Source organism: Micromonospora sonneratiae (assembly GCF_042679305.1).
Classification (GTDB): domain Bacteria; phylum Actinomycetota; class Actinomycetes; order Mycobacteriales; family Micromonosporaceae; genus Micromonospora_H; species Micromonospora_H sonneratiae.
In genome coordinates, this window is the sequence record NZ_JBHTMP010000053.1 from 23,613 (window position 1) to 45,098 (window position 21,486).

Sequence of the window (21,486 nt, forward strand, 5' to 3'; positions counted from 1 at the left end):
TAAGTCCGGAAGAGTGGATTAGGTTCAGCACGTGACGTCCGTCCTCGGGACCCAGCCACGAGCGGTCTCGTTGCGGGTGGCCCTGCCCCGGTTGGTGGTGCGCGCAGCGCTGCGCGACCACCCGCATCTCCCAGCGATCCGCCGGTTCGGAAGGAATTAGATGAGCGACCCTCAGGACAACGCCCCCGTCAGCGCGCAGGGCGTGGACAAGAAGGAGGCGGCCGGCTGCCCGGTCGCGTACGACTCGGTGACCGCGCACGGAAGCGAGAGCGAGAACCCGGCGATCGACTCGCCGAGGCCGAAGACCGGGGGTCGTCCGCGTACCAACCGGGACTGGTGGCCCAACCAGATCGACCTCTCGGTGTTGCATGCCCAATCGTCCAAGGTCAGCCCGCTGGGGGAGAGCTTCAGCTACGCCAGGGAGTTCGCCAAGCTCGACGTCGAGGCCCTCAAACAGGACGTCATCGAGGTTCTCACCACGTCTCAGGACTGGTGGCCGGCCGACTTCGGCCACTACGGCGGTCTGATGATCCGGATGAGCTGGCACTCCGCAGGCACCTACCGCATCCACGACGGCCGGGGCGGTGCCGGCGACGGCGGTCAGCGGTTCGCCCCGCTCAACAGCTGGCCGGACAATGCCAACCTCGACAAGGCCCGCCGGCTGCTGTGGCCGGTGAAACAGAAGTACGGACAGCAGATCTCCTGGGCCGACCTGCTCGTGTTTGCCGGCAACGTCTCGCTGGAGTCGATGGGCTTCAAGACCTTCGGCTTCGGCTTCGGCCGGGAGGACGTCTGGGAGCCCGAGGAGATCTTCTGGGGTCCGGAGGACGCCTGGCTCGGTGACGAGCGCTACGTCTCCGAGAAGGAGATGGTGGCCGGTGTCGGCGCGACCGAGATGGGTCTGATCTACGTCAACCCGGAGGGCCCCCTCGGCAACCCGGACCCGGCCGCAGCGGCGCACTTCATCCGTGAGACCTTCGCCCGGATGGCGATGGACGACGAGGAGACCGTCGCTCTCATCGCCGGTGGCCACACCTTCGGCAAGACCCACGGCGCGGCCGTCGCCGACGACCACGTGGGCCCCGAGCCCGAGGCTGCTCCGCTGGAGGCGCAGGGCTTGGGCTGGCTGAGCACGTACGGCACCGGCAAGGGCGGCGATACGATCACCAGCGGTCTCGAGGTGACCTGGACCGACGTGCCGACGCAGTGGAGCAACCGCTTCTTCGAGATCCTCTTCGGCTACGAGTGGGAACTCACCACGAGCCCCGGCGGCGCGAAGCAGTGGGTCGCCAAGGACGCTGAGGCGATCATCCCGGACGCCCACGACCCGACGAAGAAGCACAAGCCGACGATGCTCACCACCGACCTGGCGCTGCGCGTCGACCCGGTCTATGAGCAGATCTCGCGGCGGTTCCTGGAGAACCCCGACGAGTTCGCGCTGGCCTTCGCCAAGGCCTGGTACAAACTGCTGCACCGCGACATGGGCCCGGTCAGCCGCTTCCTCGGACCGTGGGTCCCGGAGCCCCAGCTGTGGCAGGACCCCGTGCCGGCCGTCGACCACGAGCTTGTGGGTGACACCGACGTCGCCACCCTCAAGGCGAAGGTCCTGGAGTCCGGTCTCACGACCGCCCAGTTGGTCTACACCGCCTGGGCCTCGGCCGCCAGCTTCCGGTCGACCGACAAGCGTGGCGGCGCCAACGGCGCCCGGATCCGCCTCGATCCGCAACGCAGCTGGGAGGTCAACCAGCCCGAGCAACTCGCGACGGTCCTGGACACCCTTGAGGGCATCCAACGGGAGTTCAACTCCGCCGGCGGTGCGAAGATCTCGCTGGCGGACCTCATCGTGCTGGCTGGTTCGGCCGCCGTCGAGAAGGCGGCGCGGGATGCCGGCGTCGCGGTGACGGTGCCGTTCCATCCGGGCCGCACCGACGCCACCCAGGAGCAGACCGATGTCGAGTCCTTCCGGGTCCTCGAACCGCGCGCCGACGGCTTCCGTAACTATCTGCGTCCAGGGGAGAAGACCCAGCCGGAGGTACTGCTCCTCGACCGCGCCTACATGCTCAACCTGACCGCGCCCGAGATGACCGTCCTCGTCGGCGGCCTGCGCTCCCTCGGGGTTACCTTCGGCGGTACGCGGCACGGCGTCCTCACCGACCGGCCCGGCGTGCTCACCAACGACTTCTTCGTCAACCTGCTCTCCCCGGGCACGCGGTGGAAGGCATCGGAGTCCGACGAGCACGTGTACGAGATTCGTGACCTGGTTACCGACGAGGTGAAGTGGACCGCCACCGCGGTCGACCTCATCTTCGGCTCCAACTCCCAGCTACGGGCTCTCGCGGAGGTGTACGCCAGCCAGGACGCGCGCGACAAGTTCGTGGTGGACTTCGTGGCCGCCTGGACCAGGGTCATGGAACTCGACCGGTTCGACCTCGCCTGATCCGCTGATCAACGACGAGCCCCGGTCGATCGCGGTTGGATCGACCGGGGCTCGACTGCCGATTGGCCGGGACGCGGTGAGCGGCCCGGCCAACGCTCGTCAGGCTCGGACCGGCAGCGTCCAGGTGCTACCCGAGCAGGAGCCCAGGTAGAGGCCGGACAGGCCGTTCGGGCTGGGCGCGGTCAGGCACAGGCCGGACGCGGTGTTCCTCAGCGTGTTGCCGGCTTCGACGGTCCAGACCTGGGTTGCGTCCGTGGTGCTGCACGTGCCGGTGCCGACCTGTGTGCCGGACGCCGTGCCGCCACCCAGCGGCATCATGCAGGTGTTCTGTACCTCGAGGCGGCCGTCGGCGCGGATCGTGAACATCTGCGCGCCGCTGTAGTTGCACCCGAACAGCCACAGGCTGCTGTTCGGGCCACCACGGTCGACGCAGTTGCCGGCCGGGTGGATGATCAGCCCGGCCGCACCCGGCGCGATGACCAGCCAGACGAACGACGCGGTGGACACGCCGGACGTTGACTGCGCGCGCACCGACACCGGGTACCTGCCCGTGGTGGTGGGCGTACCGGAGATCGTGGTGCCGGAGATGGTCAGGCCGGCCGGCAGCCCGGTCGCGGTGACGGTGGGCGTCGGGCCGCCGTTGTACGTGACACCGAGCACCAGCGACACGGCCGTGCCGGTGACAGACTGCTGCGGGACCGGCGTGATGATTCGCGGTGCGGTCGGCAGCGCCCAGATCTGCAGGGCCGTCGCCGCACAGTCCGCGAGCGTGAACTGCACGTCGTAGGCCAGCGACGGCGCGGTCAGGCACTTGCCGGAGGCCGGGTTGCGCAGTTCACCGTTCTCGGTCGCCTGCCACACCTTGTTCGCGGCACCGTCGCAGCTGCCCCATGTGACGAGCGCAGCCGCGACCATGCAGCCGCCCTGCACCTCCAGCGCGCCGTCCGGGCGGACGATCCACTGCTGAGTGCCGCTGTCGCTGCAGCCCCAGACCAGGATCGGGTTGCCATCCTCGGTCCTGCCGCGCGAGTTGTCCAGGCACCAGCCACTTGCGTTGCGGATCTGACCGTGGAGGACGGTCCACTGGAACGACGTGGCACCGATGCCGCCGGCCGAGTCGGTGACCGTGACGATCGCCTCACCGGATCCGATGGCGGTGGGCGTGCCGGACAGTACGCCGGTCGACGCGTTCAGGGTCACGCCGGACGGTAGGCCAGTGGCCGCGTACCGGCTGATGGGCTTGACCGACTGCACGGCGACGGTCAGCGTCGGAGCGGTGGAGGTCGTCCACGACTGCTTCGTGACGGCATCGAGCCTGACCGGGGCGGTCGGCAGGTTCCAGACCTGGCCGGCGCGGGTGGCGCAGACGTCGATCGTGAGCTTTGCGTAGGTGTCCCCGGTCGGCGCCGTGAGGCACTTCCCGGTCGCGGTGTGCCGCAGCGTGCTGCCGGACACGGCCCAGACCTGCGCCGCCGCGGTGCCGCAGTCGCTCAACACGACGGAGACACCGTCGTCGGCCACGGTAATGCACTTGGCGAACACCTCGAGGCGGCCGTCGGACCGGACCGTCCACATCTGCGCGGCGGTGCCGTTGCAGGGGTGAAGCTGGATCGGGTTGCCGTTCTGGCTGCTGGCGTTGGCCGAGTCGGCGCAGTAGCCGTTGATACCGAGGATCCGGCCGTCGCCGACCTGCCAGGTGAAGGACGCGGTACCGGTCTGGCCCGCCTCGTTCGCCACAGTGAGTGTCACGGCGGACGTCGTGATCGTGGTGGCCGTACCGCTGATCATCCCGGTCGAGGCGTTGATCGACAGGCCGGTCGGCAGTCCGGTCGCGGACCAGGTGAGCCGCTGCGTGGTGTCCAGGTTCGAGGCGAACACCGCCTTGCGGACCACAGTGCCCTTGACCATGCCCTGGAAGCCCGGATTCTCCACCGAGATCACGTCCTGGCCCAGGCCGGACGGCGCCCTGAACGTCTGGAGGGTCCCCGCCGCGCAGGTCGCAAGCGACAGCCGCGCACTCCAGTTCGTGGACGCGGCGGTCAGGCACTGGCCGGTGGCTGGGTTGACCACCTCGCCGCTGCTCCGCGCGGTCCAGACCTGAGCGGAGGAGCCGTCACAGGTACGCAGCACCACCTGAGACCCCGCGGTCATGCACTTGCCCTGCACCTCGAACCGGCCGTCGGCGTGCGCGGTGAACAGTTGCGCGCCGTTGCCGCTCGAGCATGGCCAGAGTTGGAGCGGGTTGCCGTCCGTGGTGTTGCTGCTGTTGTTGTCCACGCACAGCGAGCCCGGCCCGCTGAACGCGCCACGGCCCAGGATCACATTCCAGCGGAACGACGTGGTGGTGCTGGCGCCGGCTGCGTCGGTCGCGGTGACCTGCGCGATGCTGGTGCCCCCCGTGGTTCCGGTGCCGCTGATCACGCCGGTCGTGGTGTTGATCGACAGCCCGGCGGGCAGGCCGGTGGCGGCGAAGCGGACCGCAGTCGGCGCGGTGATCTTCCTCAGCGTCACGACCTGGCCGACCGCCGTGTACTGCGCGCCCGGGTTCGTCACGGCGGGGCCGCTGCCGCAGCGCGTGTTCAGCAGCCGGTCCGGCGATCCGACGCCTGGGTCGGAGATCAGGCCGGTGGTGGCGCAGCCGACCAGCGCGTCGCGGACCTGCGCGGACGTGGCCGACGGGTGCGCGGCCAGGTAGACGGCGGCGGCACCGGCCACGATCGGCGCGGACAGCGACGTGCCGCCGGACGTCACGGTTGCGTCGTCCGCGGTCCAGGCACCAGTCTTGATGTCGGTGCCGGGCGCGAAGATGTCGACACACGAGCCGTAGTTCGAAAAGCCGGCGCGACGGTCCCGGTCATCGGTGGCACCGACCACGATCGCCTCGGAGACGCGCTGCGGCGAGGTGGCGCAGGCACCGTTGTTGGAGTTGCCGGCGGCGATGACGTAGGTGACGCCGGACGCGGTCGAGGCGCGGATCGCGTTGTCCAGCGCATCCTGCGGGCCGGTAGACCAGCTCATGTTCACCACGGCCGGGCGCGGCGCGGTGCTGGTGACCCAGTCGATCGCGGTCAGCGCGTCGGCGGCGGCACCCGCGCCGTCGCAGCCGAGCACGCGTACCGGATGCACGGTTGCCTTCTTCGCCACGCCGTAGACCGTGCCGGCCGCCGCGCTGGCCACGGCGGTGCCGTGCCCGCCGCAGTCGTTGTGGTCGGTGCCGGGGGTGCTGTCACCGATCCGGCCAGCGAACTCGGAGTGCGTGGCACGTACGCCGGTGTCGAACACGTAGATGTGCGCGCCGGAGCCGTCATTGTCGTAGTCGTAGGTGCCGCTGGGGGTGCGGCCGGTCTGGTCGACCCGGTCCAGGCTCCAGGAAGGATCGGTCTGGGTGCCGGCGGCGGTGACCACCAGGTCCGGCCGTACGGACGCGACGCGCGTGTCGCGGGCGAGCCGCTCGGCATCGGCTGCGGACATGCGTACCGAGAAGCCGTGCAGCGCCGTAGTCCAGACGTTGCCGAGCTTGCCCGAGTAGTCGGCGGCCAGGTCACGCGCGTGCGAGCGGATCCGCGCCGCTTCCTTCGCCTTGACGGTGACGATGTAGCTGCCGGGAATCGCCGTTCCGGCTTGCGGGGCGGCACCCTGCGCGGCCGTGGGCGGGGCGGTGGCCGGAGTGACCGCTGGGGCGACCGTGGGTGTGGCAGCGGCTGGAGCGACCGTGGTGCTTGCCGGAGCGGCAGAAGTCGGCCGGGTCGCGGCCTGGCCGGCGGGTGTGCTGTCAACCAGCGTGGCAGCAGAGGTACCGAAGTCGGCGAAGCGCGGCGGGACCGCCGAAGCGGTCAGGGCCAGGATCGGGAGCACCAGCAGTGCACCAGCCGCCGGCAGGAGACGGTGCCGGGGCGCGGTACCCGGCTTTCGGAGATGATTCATACAGACGCTTTTCTCCCAGTTGAGGGCTGTCATCACTTGCCGGTACGAAGTGGTGATACCGGCTGCATTCAGGCGCGTCATGCTATACCGGCCGTCCATCATGGACTTCGACGGACGTCACAACACCTCCTCTGGGGGGTCCCCCTTGGCCCCGCCGACTCCGGCTGATCGGCACGATAGGTACTTAAACCGGTATCCGTACATAAGGGACTGTCTCCGGTGCCGCTGGCAGTCGGTGGTCCAAATAGATCAGCTGACCGTCGATGGGCGGGCGTCAGATGTCCCTCATGGAGCGTTCTGGGGTCTGCCGCCAACACCCGAATGGCACTGGTCTCGCTGTCGGTCTACGTTGTACGGTCGTGCGTTCGCGTGACCGAGAGGCCGACAGCGCGGACCGGCAATTCAGATAGCGCGACGCCGTGAGGGGGCGGGATGACGCTGAGCAGCATCGGCGGCTTTGAGTTGATCAAGCCAATCGGCTCGGGCGGCATGGGCGAGGTGTACTTCGCGGTGTCCCCGACCGCCGACCGGGTCGCACTCAAGGTGATCAAACAGTATTTGATTGATGAGCCGGCCATCCGCGAACGCTTTGCCGCCGAGGTCGACAGCCTCAAGCTGGTCTTCGGCTCCCGGGTGGCTCGCCTCGAGGACGCCGACGCGTACGCCGATCCGGCCTGGCTGGCGATGGAATACGTGCCCGGTGCCACGCTGCGGCAGCACGTCGACGCCTGTGGGCCACTGCCACTACCGCTGGCTGCCATGGTCGGGGCGATGCTCGCCGACGGTTTGGCCAAGGTGCACCAGGCGGGCCTGCTGCATCGCGACCTCAAACCGCACAACATCATTCTCGGCCCGGACGGCCCGAAGCTCATCGACTTCGGCTTGGCCGTGCTTATCGACCGTCACGACTACCTGACCGAGCCCGGCGCCCTGGTCGGCACACCGGCCTACATGTCGCCGGAGCAGGTACGGGGCGAGCGGCACCTAACCCCTGCCGTCGACATCTACGGTCTGGCCGCGACGCTGGTCTTCGCCCTCACCGGCCACGGGCTCTATCCGCTGACCAACTCGTGGAACCTGCTGCTGCGGATCACCGAGCCGACCGATCTGCCCGACCTGTGCTGCCCACTGGAAGATGCTCCGCGCCATGGTCGCCCCCGGCCTGGACGACATGTTCCTCACTGGCGACACCCACCAGCGCATCTACGACAACCACGTCACCCTGAGCAGTCTCGGCATCAACATTCGTGGCCGCTCGTCCCGTCTCACCCTGAGCTATCGCACCACCCGCGAGATCCTTGCCGATGCCCTGCAGATCATGACCGGCGAGGTGTACGACGATCTCGACGGCGGCGAGGAGGACCTCGCTGGCTATCGCTCCCTCCTGCGTGGTAGCCGACCGGTGTTTCGAGGCGTGACGACCTGGACTCAGGAACGGGACCTTATAGCCGAGCAACTACGAGCCTGGGGCAGCCCGACCGATGGCTCAGTGGCCATCTGCGTGCCGACGAGGGATCTTGCGACCGACGTGATCAGCAGGTTGATGGTCGATGGACTGCCGGCTGTGGAGATCGGCCCGGACGGCCCGAAGCAGCCGGACGGCATCCACGTCGGCACCATGCACCGGTTCAAGGGCCTCGAGTATCAGCGTGTAATCATCGCTGCGGTCAGCGACGGGCTTGTGCCCCGTCAGATGATCAATCGATACCGGGACGCCGACCCCAAGCGCTACCAGCGCGAGCGTCAGCGTGACCGCTCTCTGCTCTTCGTCGCCGCCACCCGGCCCCGCGACGAGTTGGCCGTGTTCTGGCACGGCACACCTAGCCCGTTCCTGACCAGCCGCCTCGTACAGCGGCAGCTACCGTAAAGCGCCGGCCATCTCGCTGGAGTTCGACCTGCGGGCGATCGGCAACAATACGCGGTTGCTTGTGGCGTCACTCGGCGGCGCGAAGGATTGCACCCTTCGCCTCCACCCGCCCGGGACCTTCGGCCCTGCGGGCCGCAGCCTCTTCTGAGCAGCATGGAAGGGGAGGCTCCCGCAGAGACAGGGGCGGATGAGTCCGCCGTAGGGGCCGGGACGGAGAATGGATCATGAGCGAGCAGCGCTTCGCCGAACAGGTCGCGGTCGTGACCGGAGCCGGATCGGGTATCGGTCAGGCGGTCGCCCGCCAGCTGGCGGTGGAGGGAGCCACGGTCATCGGCTGTGATGTCGATGCCGAGGGTCTCGCCACGACCGCGAAGCTGGTGGAGGAGGACGGACACACCGCGACGATGATCGTCGTCGACATCACGGCACAGGCCGACATCGACCGGATCGTCGCCGCGCTGCCCGACCAGCGCGTCGACCTGCTGGCCAACGTCGCTGGGGTCATGGACCACTTCCTCCCCGTCACGGAGTTGGACGACGCCACCTGGGACCGCGTCCTGGCGGTCAACCTCACTGGTCCGATGCGGCTGTGTCGGGCGGTGCTGCCGCTGATGATTGCGCGGGGTCGGGGTTCGATCGTGAACGTCTCGTCCATCGGCGGGCTCACCGGAGCGGTTGCCGGCAGCGCGTACGTCTCCTCGAAGCACGGGGTGGTCGGCCTGACCCGCTCGATTGCCAACCTGTACGCCGAGGACGGCATCCGGGCCAACGCGGTCTGCCCGGGCGGCGTCCAGACCAACATCGGCCGCAGCGCCGCGCCGAAGGTCCCGTGGGCCTACCAGCGTCTGGAGCGGTCGTTCGGTCGGGTCACCCGGACGGCCACACCCGCCGAGGTCGCCACCCTGATCTGCTGGTTGGGCTCCGACGAGGCGGTCAACGTAAACGGGGCCGTCGTCACCTCCGACGGAGGTTGGACCTCCTGACGCGCCCGCCGGTCAACAGCATGGCGTTTCCTTTCCGGGCCGAACGCTGGGCTGCCGCCCTGGCCTGACCACGGCCGACCCGGTCGGGCGTTCTGGTCATCCGCGGAAAGTGCGGTGATCCGGCACCGCCCGAGGAGCCCCGGTCGATCCACCCGTGATCGACCGGGGCTCCCGCTGTTGCCGCTGCCGACCGGCGCATCGGGCACCAAGCAGGTGGAACACAGAGGATGTCGTCGAGCGTTCCGCGAACGGTCAAGGAGATCGACACCCCCCGGAGTTGCTGCGCCTGGACGATGAGACGCGTGCGTGCGGATTCAGCCGCCACCACGGGGCCGGCTGGCTTGCCGCAGGTGTGGATCCGTCGGCGGTTCATCACCTACGGCCCGTGATGGTGCATGTCGCCGGCCGCTGTCCCGAGTGCTCACCTCACTGGCGTTGTCTGCCGCTTCTGCGGATGTGCGACGGCCAGGACGTGTTCTCGCTGTTGGACGTCTGGCCAGCATCGTTCGAACAGCTCTCGGAGTCCCTCGACGCGGCAACCAAGTCAGTCATCTGTTACCGGTTGGAGTCCGGGAACCTGCTGCCGATACCGGCAGTGGGCGGACTCCGAGGCATCTGCAGCAGCGCCACGCCGAAGCCGATGAGCGCTGCTCCGAGCAGGACGAGTCGCCGACCCGCCGCCGACGAATGAACCTCAAGATCCTTCGCGTACCGCTGGCTCACCGCGCCCGGTTCCAGCTACCCGATAGCAAGCCGGGCCATGCTCAGAGTTTGCAGCGAGCGCCGCGGATCGGGATCGGCTCGGTGGTGTAGATGTGGCGGCCGTCGGTGGCTCGTACCTGGAAGCAGTACTTTCGCGTGGGGTCGACCGGCACCCGCATGGTGCGCTGGCGGTTGGCTACCAGCACCATCGTGTCGATCCGCTCACCTGCTACGACGACGGCGAAGTCGAGGTCGCCATCGGCGCGCCAGGTCAGCTCGACGTGGCTGTTCCGGTCGACCGGCGGGGCCAGTTCGAGGTTCACCTGCGGAGGCTGGGCCGCTGCCGGTGCCTGCGCTGGCCCCTCGGTGACAGTCGGCGGAGCGGCCGGTTGCTTCGGGCCGTCCTGCCGCAGGAGCATCGGTACGACGGTCAGCCCCACGACGATCGCACCGAGGCCGAACAGCAGGGCCGGCCGCCAGCGGGTACGCACCTGTTTGGACCGGCCGGCCGGGTCGCTCCCACCGGTGGTGTAGACGAGGACCCGGCTGGCCGGTGCAGGCGCGGCGGCATCGGGCAGCGCGGCATCAGGCACGGCCGGGCTGGCCGCCACGGTGGGCGTAGGTGGCACATCGGGTGCATCTGACGCGTTCGGCTGGGAGGACCTGTCAGGCTCTGGGCCCGAAGGCTGGCTTCCAGCAAGACCGGCGAAGTCGTCGAAGTCGAAGTCGTCCAGGTCGACGCTGCCGTCCACGTCGCCCTGCTTGTCGCCGGGCAGGTCGCCCGCGTCGTCGGAACTGGTGGGCTCATCACGGTCAGGGCCGGTCGGGGCTGTCGCCGGAACCTGGCCGGGCAGCGCCTGCTGATCAGCCTGCGGGGCGCTCATCGCCCGGTGCAACTCTTCGAACAACGTCGCCACGCCCACCGCGTCCGGCGGCCGGTCCGCTGGGTCCTTGGCCAACAGCCGCCCGATCACGTCGGACAGTTCGGCTGGAACGCCCGCCCGGTGGATCGGTGGCACCTGCTCCCGCAGCACCCGCAGAATCCGTTCGCCCGGTGCCTGGCCGAGGCGGCGGGGGAACGGCGGCGCACCCGTCAACGCGGCGTACAGCACCGCACCCAACCCGTACAGGTCGGACGCCGTGGACCGGGTGTCGTCACGCAGTGTCTCCGGTGCGGTGTACTCCAGTGCGTGCATCGGATCGCGGGGAAACCGTTCGCGCAGGGCCAGGCCGAAGTCGGCGAGGACGAACTCGCCGGATCGTCGGTACAGCACGTTGTGCGGCGTCACCCCGCCGTGCACCACACCCACCCGGTGTGCCGCAGCGAGGGCGGTCGCGACCGTCAATCCGATGCTGAGCACCTCACTCACAGCCAGCGCGGCGTCACCGGCGTTCAACAATCCGGCCAGCGACCCCGGGCACAGCTCCATCCGTACGCCTGACCGGCCGTCAGGATGGTCGACGAGGCCGTCGACGAGCAGGATCGAGTGCACCGACCGTACGCTGTTCAGTGCCTGGCGCTCGCGGTCGAGCCGTGCGGTGGTGTCGCGGTCGAACCTGTCGGCGAACATCTTGACCGCGACCTCGGTGTCGGTGTTCGCCAGGTGCCCCGCGTGGACCGTGGCGACAGGACCGTTCGCAAGCACCTTCGGGCCGATGACGACACCGCCTGCCGTAATGTCCACAGATCCACACCCTCCGGCGTCACCGTCGGCGCTAGCCGGAATCCAGCGTAGGAATGCCGAACAGCCGCCAGTACGGTACGGCAGGTTCCTGCCTACGCCAACCGCTGTCGGCTGCCACGGTCGAAGCTGCTCACATGCAGACTACCGGCCTGGTCAGGGTTACCGTCGCCACTGCGCATCGGCGAATCGACATGGCGTTGCCGGAGCACGCCGCCATCGCCGAGATCCTCCCCGGTCTCCTGGCCCGAGCCGGCGAGGGGCTGGCCGACGAGGGGGTCACCAACGGTGGCTGGCTGCTGCGCAGGACCGACGGTACGGCGTTCGATCTGGATCGGACGCTGGCCTCGCATCGGGTGCGGGACGGGGAGATCCTGCACCTGGCGGAACGGCGGATCAACTGGCCGGAGTTGGAGTACGACGACCTGGTCGATGCCATCGCCACCGGTTCGGGTCGCACCGGGGCAGCGTGGGGACCGCGGCACACCCGGCAGGTCGGCCTGGCGGCCGGGGTCGCGGCGCTGCTGCTCGGCCTGGTCGCGGTGCTGCGGGCCGGACCGCCGTGGACGCCACCGGCGCTGTGGGCCCTGGGCGTGTCCGCGTTGCTCCTGATCGCCGCCGTGGTGATGGCCCGCGCGGTCGGTGACGCCGGCGTGGGGGCGGCGCTCGGGGCGACTGCGTTGCCGTACGCCTTCACCGGCGGCGGGCTGCTACTGGCCGACGACAAACCGGTGCTCGGACTCTCCGCGGGCCATCTGGTGGTCGCCGGAGCGTTGTTGCTGATGGCGGCGCTGGTGGGCCAGGTCGGGGTGACCACCGCCCCGGCGCTGTTCGCCGGGGCAGCCATGGTCGGCCTGCTCGGCGTGGTCGGTGGCTGGTTGACCACCACCGACGAGCTGGAGTCCTACGAGGCGGCGGCCGTGGTCGGCGGCGGTCTTCTGGCGCTCTCCACCGCGTTCGCTCCGCTGGCGTTACGGCTCGGCCGAGTACCGATGCCGGTGCTGCCGCGATCCGCTGCCGACCTGGTCCGGGACGATCCGCAGCCACGCCTCGAACTGGTACACGCCGCAGTGGTCAGGGCGGAAGCCTTGCTCACCGGGATGCTGGCCGGGTCGTGTGTGGCGGTGATGTGCTGCCAGGTGGTGCTGATCCGTAGCGACAGCAAGGCCGCCGTGGTGTTGGTAGCCGTGCTGGCCGTCGGTTTCCTGCTGCGCGCACGGCTCTATCCGATTCTGCGTCAGCGGGTGCCGCTGCTGGTCACCGGGATGTTCGGGGTCGGCTGCCTATTCGCCGGCCCGGCCATGGCCGATCGCGCGGTGCTACTGGTGTCCACCGGGCCGCTGCTGATCGCCCTGGCCGCAGGCGTGATCGTGGCCGGCGTCCTATACAGCACCCGCGCTCCCAACCTCTATCTCGGGCGGCTGGCCGAGTACTCCGAGATGCTGACCATGGCTGCCATCGTGCCGGTGGCCTGCTCGGTGCTCGGCCTGTTCGGCTACGTGCGCGGGCTCGGGGGCTGAGCCGATGGCATCCAAACGCGACCAACTCCAGGCGTACCAGTTTCTCGTGCAGCGGGCGACCTCGGCACTGGTCACCAGGGAAACCGACCCGGAGCAGCCACCGTTTCGCCGGCCGGCGGGCGCGTCACTCGCCGGTGTCGCCCTGGCCATCGTGGCCCTGGCGTGCGTCGGCCTGTACGGGATGATCGTGCCGGGCGGCAACAACGCCTGGCGCAAGGACAACGTGGTGATCGTGGAGAAGGAGACCGGTAGCCGGTATGTCTACCTGAACGGGCGGCTGCACCCGGTCGCCAACTACGCCTCCGCGCTGCTGCTGATCGGCACTCACGGCAGCACCGAGCGGGTGTCCAGGAACTCCCTGGTCGGTGTCCCGCGCGGTCCCCGGATCGGTATTCCGGATGCGCCTGACGCGCTACCCGGCAAGGACCGGCTGCTGCCCGGGTCGTGGTCACTGTGTTCGGCGGCGGCCAGCGATGTGGCCGGCAGTCGGATCGAGGAGTCTGTGCTGCTGGTGGGTACCGCGCCCGCTGGTGGCCTCGGTCTGGGGGAGCAGGCCCTGCTGGTGGAGTTGGTGCCGACCGGCGACCGGTTCCTGGTCTGGCGCGGCCACCGGCACAAGATCAACGACTATGGTGCGGTCGGTACCGGGCTTGCGCTGACCACGCAACCGTGGGCGAGAGTGGGTCGGTCATGGCTGGACGTGCTGCCGGAAGGGGCGCCGATCGGGCCGATCGCGGTGTCCCAGGCCGGGATCCCGTCCACCGCGGTGCCCGGCCGAACCGACATCCGCGTCGGGACGCTGCTGGTGGTGCAGACCTCCGGCGGAGGGCAGCAGTACTACCTGGCCGAGCGGGATACGCTGCGACCGATCACCGAACTGCAGTACGACATCCAGCGGGCGTTCTCGCCGATCCTGGCTGCCTACCCCGGCAGTGAGCCGAAAGCGGTTCCGCTGGCCCCGTCGCTGGCTGCCGCGGCGCGTCAACTCCCGCCGGTCGATGGCGACGCGGGTGCGGCGCCCGCCACGCGGCCGGCGATAGTCCGGTCGTCGGATGACGAGGCCACGGTCTGCGCCACTTTCGACCCGGGGGAGGCCGTGCCCCGGTTGAGCATCGACTCCACGTTGCCGCCGGCGGACCCGTTGACGACGACCACCCGCCGGAACGGGGACGGAACGCCGCTTGCGGACCGCGTCCACGTACCGCCGGGACGGGCCGCCGTGATCGAGGTGATGCCGTCGGCGCTTGCACCGGTCGGCACCCTGACGGTGGTGACCGACATGGGCCGGCGCTACCCGGTGGCCACGCCCGAGGTGTTGGCGATGCTCGGTTACTCGGCTGTCCGCCCGGTGCGGCTGCCAGCGAGCCTGGTCGCGCGCCTTCCGGAAGGTCCCAGCCTCGACCCGAACGACGCCGCGCGCCAGACGCTCGGCGGATGAGCCTGCCACGATGTGGATACGGCGTCCATGAAAATGAGACGGCCCCGAGAACGACGACACCAACGTCCATGCGTCAGGGCGGCGGAGCCGAGGTTGTCGCTGGCACCCGGCCACGACGCTGGAGCCGGACTCAACGCTCTCGGGTCGAACCGGACCGGCTGACCCGGGAAGTGCGTCTTCCACGGCCCACCAGCGGCAACAGGGTGCGCGGATCCAGTGCCGCTCGCAGCCGGATGGAGAAGCGTTGCCCGGCCAGGCCCCGGCGGATCGAGCGCACCTCATCCCAGGCCCGCGTGACGGTGCCGTCGGGCACCTGCTCACCGGACCACAGTGCCATGTCCAGCATGCGTCCCAGCCTGACGATCGACTGGGTGGTCGGCTCGCCCGCCATCGGGGCCGCCGCCCTGGCCAGATCTCGCGGCGTCATCCCGATCCGGTACGACACCCCGTGCGCCACCAGCCGCTCGCACACCTCGGCCCAGGCGCCGATCATGCCATCGGTGCCGCTCCGGCGACGTCGCCGTCCAGCGCGTACCGACCTCGCCAGCGGCACCCCGAACAGCCAGCTGACCAGCAGCGCGGACAGCGCAACCGCAGTCATCATCCCGGCCTGGCGGAGACCGAGGCCGGTAGCCTGATCGTCCACGACCTGCTGCGGTGGCTGTGACAGCTCCGGCGGACGCAGCTCCTGCTCCGGTGGGAGCTGGGCCCTGGCCTGAGCGGCCGCCCTGGCGAGGCTGGACGGTACCTTGTCCGGCCCGGTGGCCCTGGTCCCGGCCGCGGTCGGGTTGAGCGGTACCCACCCGACTCCGGCCACTGCCACCTCCGGCCAGGCCAGCACGTCGCGGTTGCGTACGACGTAGGTGTCACCATCAGTCTCGGTCGACCCGCGATAGCCGACGACCAACCGGGCCGGGATGCCGTTCAACCGTGCCAGGACCACGTACGCGGCGGCGAACTGCTCGCTGGTTCCGCGTCTGCTCTCGGTCAGGAAGTGCCGCAGTTGCGGCCAGCCGTGCCCGGTCGACAGATTGCCGCCGAGCACCACCTGGTAGTTGTCGCTGAGGAACCGATCCAGTTGCAGGGCCGACTGGAAGCTGGGGGGCAGGCCCTGCACCGCGTCCCTGGCCAGTTGGGCGATCTCGGCCGGCACGGTGCCGAGGTCGCCGAGGCCACCCACCGCCTCGGTGTCGACCGAGCCGACGCCGAGAGTGGCAGCGTCGACCTCGGGCTCGGACCAGGTCAGCCGGTAACGTCTGTCCCCGTCGGTAACGGTCGGCTGATCCAGCAGCAGCGTACCGGCGGACTGGTCCACCAGTGGTGCGAGTCCGTTCACGGCCAACGGGATCGACTGACTCGGCAGCCACGGTCCGGCCAGGTCCCGTACGTGCACCTCGGCCGACCGGGTGATGCTGCCCGGTGCCCCTTCCAGGCGGGCTCCCATCCGGTACAGCCGCGTGTCGGCGGACCAGTTGACGCCGTCGAATCCATCCAGCACGACCAGGCTCCACCGGTCGACCGGCCCGTCGCTGCGGTAGCGGAAGACCTCCCGGTCCGGGTCGGCCAGCCGCTGCGCGATCTCCTGCAACGGGTTGCTGAGCCGGGTTTGCCGCAGTGGCGCCGTGTGGTCGTCCTTCAGGCGGTACGGCTCCCGCCCCGCCGGATCGAGGCTACCGATGACGACGGCACCGGCCACCATCGCAAGCACGGTCGGCACCGCCAGCCGGAAGTCCATACCGGACAGTCGCCGGCCCGGCCGGCGACCACCGTTACGCGGGCGGGACCGGCTCGAACGATCGGACCACAACAACAGGGCAACCGGGGCCGCGTAGCCCGCCACGGCCAGGACCGCCGTGACACCGGTCAGCGCCTGGTACGCCTGGGCAAGCCCGGCCACCGCCAGGCCGGGCAGTAACGCCGCCACCGGCTGACGCAGCCGGAGCAGGAGTTCGATGCCGAGCAGCGCCGCCAGCAGCACGGCCAGCGGGACGAACAGCAGTTGATCGGCATCCGGTTTCGCCGGCCAGGTGGACTGGAGGGTGAGTAGCCAGCCCTCGGTGAACCCACGCAGCAGCGCCCGTAGCGACGCCACGGTGGGCAGACCGGCGACGGTGGTCGAGAACAGCACGGATTCGATCAGCCCGAGCACACCGGTGACCAGCACGAGCAACGGCCGTACCGACGCCAGGCGCGGTCGGCGCGCGGTCAGTTCGACGCAGCCGTAGCCCGCCAGGACGACCACGAGTACCGGCGGCAGCAGCGCGGGCAGGCCGAAAACCGGCCAGAACAGCAGACCGGCCACCGCTGTCGCACCGAGCAGCCCGATGACCGCGAGCCGGTCGAGGTCGGTGGCCGGCCGGACGGGTTCGTTCATGGGGAGCCTGCCCGCGATCGCGATCCGTTCCACCTGGCCATGACGTCTGCCGCGTCCACCGCGCTGATCAACCCGGTGCCGCTGTGGGCCGCCGGCGGTGGGACGCCGAGCCGGATCACGGTGTCCGGCCGCCACCGACGGGCCGAGCCGAGGTCGACATGCGGCCCGGTGATCACGACAACGGCACCGCCCGGCCGGGACGTGGCCAGCGCTGGGGGCACCAGCGACGCTTCGCCCGACGCGTCCTGGCTGACCAGGCACAGCTCGTCCAGCAAGATCCGTGCCACGCGCAGGCCGCTGTCGACCGGGGTGTTGGTACCGGCTGGTGTGATCAGCCGGCACTGCTGTCCGGTAGCCGCCGACGCGTACAACAGCGAGGTTGCCACCTCCACGGCCTCCTCGAACACCGAGGGGCTCATCACGTCCGCTCTGGTGTCGAGCACGACGGTGAACCTCATCCGGGCCGGGTCGGCGTACTCACGCACCATGAGCTGACCGGTCCGGGCGGTCGCTTTCCAGTACAGGTGACGCACCTCGTCGCCGGGCACGTACTCCCGGACCGAGCGTAGGTCCGTCGAACCGCGCAACGGCGGATCGGTGATCGGCCCGGCGTAGTGGTGCTGAGGATGCGCCGCCTGTGCCGGACGTGCCTGATGCCGACGTGGGTACACCCACAGAACGGTGGTGCCACCGACGGTCTGCTCGGTGCGGACGAGGCCGAACGGATCAAGCCGGGTCAGCGCGAGCGGGCCCACCTGGAGCTTGCCGCGTACGCCGGTGGGGAGTTCGTAGTGGTAGGTGGCCTCCGCGCCGGGAGAGAGCGGCCTGACCTGGATCCGGTGTATCTCGGGCCCGACGCGGTCGCCCGCAGCGAAGCCGCCATGCCGACGTGCGGTCGTGTTGCGTACGACCAGGGTCGCCAGTGCGGGCCTGCCACGCTCGATGCGGTCCGGGTACACGGTCCGGTCAACCTCGACCCTCGGTCGGAACTTCGCGGTGCCCATGGCGGCCAGGAGAGCCCCCACCGCGACGCCGCCCAGCAGACGGAAGAAGGCATAGCCGGCCAGTTCGCCGATGGCGTAGCAGCCGACGGCTCCAGCGAGTACGGCGACGCCGCGGCGAGTGAGCCGCACGCCTACCGCCCGGTTACGACCGTGGGCGCGGCGGTATCGGACAGCAACTCGTCCACCACCTGGTCGGCCTGCCGCTGGTTCAACTCCGCGTCCGGGGTGAGTACGAGGCGATGGCACAGCACCGGATGGGCCACGTCCTTCACGTCGTCCGGGATCACGTAGTTGCGGCCGTCGGTGGCGGCAAACGCCTGGGCGGCCCGGATCAGGGCGATGCTGCCGCGCGGGCTGGCACCGTACCGGACCGCCGGGTGCGCCCGGCTTGCCGCAGCCAGCCGGACCGCGTAGGAGACGATCTCCGGGGCGACCCGGGACCTGCGTACCTCGCCGATCACCCGTTGCACGTCGGCAATGTCCAGCACCGGCTCCAGCTCGTCCGGGTTCACCCCGGCACAGTCCCCCATCACCACCCGCATCTCGGCATCGTGATCGGGGTAGCCGACCGACAGCCGCATCAGGAACCGGTCCAACTGCGCCTCGGGAAGCCGGTAGGTGCCCTCCAACTCGATCGGGTTCTGTGTGGCCACGACCAGGAACGGCCGTGGTACGTCGTGGCCGACCGAGTCGACGGTCACCCGGCGCTCGGCCATGACCTCCAGCAGCGCGGCCTGGGTCTTGGGCGTACCCCGGTTGATCTCGTCGGCCAACACCACGTTGGCGAAGATCCCGCCGGGGTGGAACTGGAATCGCTCGGTGCTCTGCTGGTACACCGTCACGCCGGTGATGTCGCCGGGCAGCAGGTCGGGAGTGAACTGGATGCGATGCCACCGGCCGCCGACGCTGGCCGCGATGCACCGCGCCAACGTCGTCTTACCGACGCCGGGCACGTCCTCGATCAGCAGGTGTCCCTCGGCGAACAGGGCTGCCACGGCCAGCCGGACGATGTCCGGCTTGCCGCGCACGACCAGTTGGACGTTGTCGGCGATGAGCTGGTAGGCCGCCCCCGGTGTTGGTGCCACGACGCTTTACCTCTCGTTGACGCTTCACTCAATGTCCCGCTGCCCTAGCAGCAGGTCCGAGCCAGGGGGACGGTGTCCCCGAACCCGCCTCTGGGTCATCCAACTACCTGCGGCACACCCGTCCAGGTGTCCGTGCGGCTGCCTGCCGCGGTTGTGATGGTGGCCGTGACCGAGATGCTCCCGAACCAGACGACGTTCGTGATGGTGAGGTCCGTGACGCCGCTGCAGGAGACCGAGGCGGATTTGATCTGGAGGAAGCTCGCCTGGCAGGTCGCCGCCGAGCCCTTGCCGTCGGCCCTGACGGTCACGCGCAGGCCGGTCGACACGCTCCGTACGCTGAGGATCTCCACGGTCGGTGGCCCGGTAGGGACAGGGACCTTCGCGGAGCCGGCGGCCCCACGGACCGTCGGCGAGCCGGACGGGCCGAACCGGGTCACCGCGCGGACCGTGACGGTACCGGAAATGCCGGTGTACTGGGTGCTTCGGCTCGTCACCCGGCGGTCGGCCTGGCCCTGCGCACTCACCAGGTAGTGCACGAGCGTGCCGCCGCCGAGGTCGGGCTGGTTCCACGTCACGGTGTACGTACCGGAGGCGGCCTTCACCGTGACCCTCGGTGCGGCGGCCCGGCGCTGCGGGACGACCGACCCGGTGCTCGCACCGGGCCCCCGGCCCACCGAGTTCTCCGCGACCACAGTGATCACGTAGGACGTGCCGTTGGTCAGCCCGGACACGGTCGTACGCAGCGTCGTTCCGCTGACCCTGGTCGACCCGCCGGACCAGGACAGGTGGTACGAGGTGACCTTCGCCCCGTTCGGGGCGGCAGCCGCCCAGGTGACGGTGGCCGAGCCGTCGCCAGCGACCGCGTTGACCCTGCCCGGGGCGCCCGGAGGAGTCGCCGGCACACCCGGAGGAGTCGGCGTCGCACCGGTAGCCTGGGGCGTCGGCTCCTCCGGATCCTCGCCGTCGACCGGCACGTTCGCGACCGAGCCGCTCTCGCCGTCGACGACCAGTACGTGGGAGCCATCCGGGCTGTCGACGTAGATCCGGTTGTCCTCACCCCGGGCCAGCCTGGGCGATCCACCGTTGCCGGGAATCTGTGTGCGGGCCTTGGGAGCGCCGCTGCCGTCGTAGGTCATCAGTACGTTGCGGGTCTGGTCGACCACCGCGACGACGTTCGAGGTGGTGACCGGCTCGGAGAACCGGCCGTCCTTGGGGAGTTCGACCACGACCGGTTGGGCCACCGGACGCTTGTGCAGCCCGGCGGTGTCGACCAGGAGCAGCCGGTTGCGTTCCGGATCGACAACGGCCAGCCGACCGGCCACGGCGCTGTTCGCGACCTGGGCCGACGCGGGCAGGTCGATTCCGATGGCGGCTGGCTCGCCCAGCCCTCCCTCACCGACCGTGCTCAGTGTGTCCGATGTGGTGTCGACCACGACGGGCTGATCGTCGACGACGGTGAGCGAGCCGCTGTGGCCCTGGGTCAGCCGTGCGTGGCAGACCAGCCGGGTGGCGGCCCGGGTCAGGCCGCACAGCGAGCCGGTGTCGGTCCGGTGCAGCCAGACGGTTCCGTCGCTGGTCGCCGTGGGCCTGGACAGCGGTCCGCCCGCCGGTACCGTCGCGGCCGGATCACCGAGTCGGACCACCTGACCCGCGTTGCGGTAGACCAGGTACGGGCCGCCCGCGACCTCCAGCACGACCGGCTGCTCGGTGGCCGGAGGCGTGCGGGTGTCCTCGACGCTCAGCGTGGACTTGCTGAACACCGAAACCCGCGACCGGCCGACCACATAGCCGGCCCGCTCGCCCTGCACGACCTGGCTACCCTGCTCGGCACCGGGCACCATGGCCCGCGCGTCGACCCGACCCGTCGACCCGTCGACATGGAACGCCGACTGGAACTCGTCGTTGTACACCCAATGGCCCACCTGGATGAACTGCAGATCAGGAGAGGCCGGGGACCGGCCTGCCACGGCCATGCCGACAAGCCCCACGCAACTCGCGACCAGGGCCGCCATCGTCACGCGGGTCCGCGTCGTAGCGCTGAGCTTGCGGCGGCCGGGAACTCTCGGGCGCCTCGAGTCCATGGACACACCGCGACCCTATCTCGGGCGGATTCACCCGCGATACATCGCTGAGCAGAGCCGGAACGGGATGGAGACCGTTCCATGTATCGTCCGCAACCGCTGAGGTCGAAGTGTCATCGAAACCTCATGTCCATCGAGCATGCTCGGGCGGTGCCCAGTTTCGGTGTGACCCAGACCGGCGAGCAGGCCGGCGTGCCGGCGCCGCAACCAACCGCACCGCCGGTGGCCACCACCTCCGGCGCCACCGTCCGGGTGACGGCCGAGGTCACGGCGGAGTCGCGAGACGCGGCGCGGGAGGCCGCCCTCGCCGCCCTGCCCGCCGCCAGATCCGCGGCCCGTCGGCGTCGAGCCGATCGCGATCGTCGGACTGGCCGCGCGTGTGCCCGGGG

11 protein-coding genes and 2 pseudogenes are annotated in these 21,486 nt (G+C 69.9%); 7 read left to right on the forward strand and 6 right to left on the reverse strand.

From position 1 onward, the window contains the following. The first annotated feature begins 160 nt into the window (after nt 1-160). Complete coding sequence (gene katG, locus ACFQ4H_RS26360) at nt 161-2,437, forward strand: catalase/peroxidase HPI (RefSeq protein WP_377575534.1); 2,277 nt, start codon at nt 161-163, stop codon at nt 2,435-2,437. A gap of 99 nt (nt 2,438-2,536) precedes the next feature. On the opposite strand, the gene ACFQ4H_RS26365 is transcribed toward katG, so the two are convergent. Continuing rightward, nucleotides 2,537-6,361: a ricin-type beta-trefoil lectin domain protein gene (locus tag ACFQ4H_RS26365; protein ID WP_377575536.1), complete on the reverse strand. Its 3,825-nt coding sequence runs from the start codon at nt 6,359-6,361 to the stop codon at nt 2,537-2,539. Between the two features lie 432 nt (nt 6,362-6,793). Between ACFQ4H_RS26365 and ACFQ4H_RS26370 the strand changes: the two are divergent. The 3 genes and pseudogenes from ACFQ4H_RS26370 to ACFQ4H_RS26380 form a co-directional block, all read left to right on the forward strand. Next, nucleotides 6,794-7,417: pseudogene (locus tag ACFQ4H_RS26370) on the forward strand (serine/threonine-protein kinase); the annotation flags it as partial. Nucleotides 7,418-7,481: 64 nt separating this feature from the next. Next, nucleotides 7,482-8,222, forward strand: a pseudogene (locus tag ACFQ4H_RS26375) (3'-5' exonuclease); the annotation flags it as partial. Nucleotides 8,223-8,452: 230 nt separating this feature from the next. Then, nucleotides 8,453-9,211, forward strand: coding sequence for an SDR family NAD(P)-dependent oxidoreductase (locus ACFQ4H_RS26380; protein WP_377575538.1), 759 nt, complete (start codon nt 8,453-8,455; stop codon nt 9,209-9,211). A 764-nt stretch (nt 9,212-9,975) separates the two neighbouring features. On the opposite strand, the gene ACFQ4H_RS26385 is transcribed toward ACFQ4H_RS26380, so the two are convergent. Further along, nucleotides 9,976-11,598, reverse strand: coding sequence for a serine/threonine protein kinase (locus tag ACFQ4H_RS26385; RefSeq protein ID WP_377575541.1), 1,623 nt, complete (start codon nt 11,596-11,598; stop codon nt 9,976-9,978). Nucleotides 11,599-11,732: 134 nt separating this feature from the next. On the opposite strand from ACFQ4H_RS26385, the gene eccD reads away from it, so the two are divergent. Both eccD and eccB read left to right on the forward strand, forming a co-directional pair. After that, nucleotides 11,733-13,115: a type VII secretion integral membrane protein EccD gene (eccD, locus tag ACFQ4H_RS26390; RefSeq protein ID WP_377575544.1), complete on the forward strand. Its 1,383-nt coding sequence runs from the start codon at nt 11,733-11,735 to the stop codon at nt 13,113-13,115. A gap of 4 nt (nt 13,116-13,119) precedes the next feature. Further along, nucleotides 13,120-14,553 carry a type VII secretion protein EccB gene (gene eccB / locus ACFQ4H_RS26395; protein ID WP_377575546.1) on the forward strand — a complete coding sequence of 478 codons (1,434 nt, stop codon included), beginning with the start codon at nt 13,120-13,122 and terminating at the stop codon, nt 14,551-14,553. 130 nt (nt 14,554-14,683) lie between these two features. Here eccB and ACFQ4H_RS26400 read toward each other — a convergent pair whose 3' ends face one another. From ACFQ4H_RS26400 to ACFQ4H_RS26415, 4 genes are all read right to left on the reverse strand, one after another. Then, the gene (locus ACFQ4H_RS26400) at nt 14,684-16,927 is read right to left on the reverse strand and encodes a transglutaminase TgpA family protein (protein WP_377575549.1); all 2,244 of its coding nucleotides are present in this window, start codon (nt 16,925-16,927) and stop codon (nt 14,684-14,686) included. Then, entirely contained in the window at nt 16,924-18,060 is a 1,137-nt protein-coding gene (locus ACFQ4H_RS26405; RefSeq protein ID WP_377575551.1) for a DUF58 domain-containing protein, read from the reverse strand. Before ACFQ4H_RS26405 ends, ACFQ4H_RS26400 begins: the two co-directional genes overlap by 4 nt. A 2-nt stretch (nt 18,061-18,062) precedes the next feature. Next, nucleotides 18,063-19,016 (reverse strand): AAA family ATPase, encoded by a 954-nt coding sequence (locus tag ACFQ4H_RS26410; RefSeq protein ID WP_377575555.1) that lies wholly within the window; start codon nt 19,014-19,016, stop codon nt 18,063-18,065. 95 nt (nt 19,017-19,111) lie between these two features. Continuing rightward, nucleotides 19,112-20,926 (reverse strand): fibronectin type III domain-containing protein, encoded by a 1,815-nt coding sequence (locus ACFQ4H_RS26415; protein ID WP_377575558.1) that lies wholly within the window; start codon nt 20,924-20,926, stop codon nt 19,112-19,114. A gap of 297 nt (nt 20,927-21,223) precedes the next feature. Between ACFQ4H_RS26415 and ACFQ4H_RS26420 the strand changes: the two genes are divergently transcribed. After that, nucleotides 21,224-21,486: hypothetical protein (locus tag ACFQ4H_RS26420; RefSeq protein WP_377575561.1), on the forward strand; the 263-nt coding region annotated here is incomplete at its 3' end.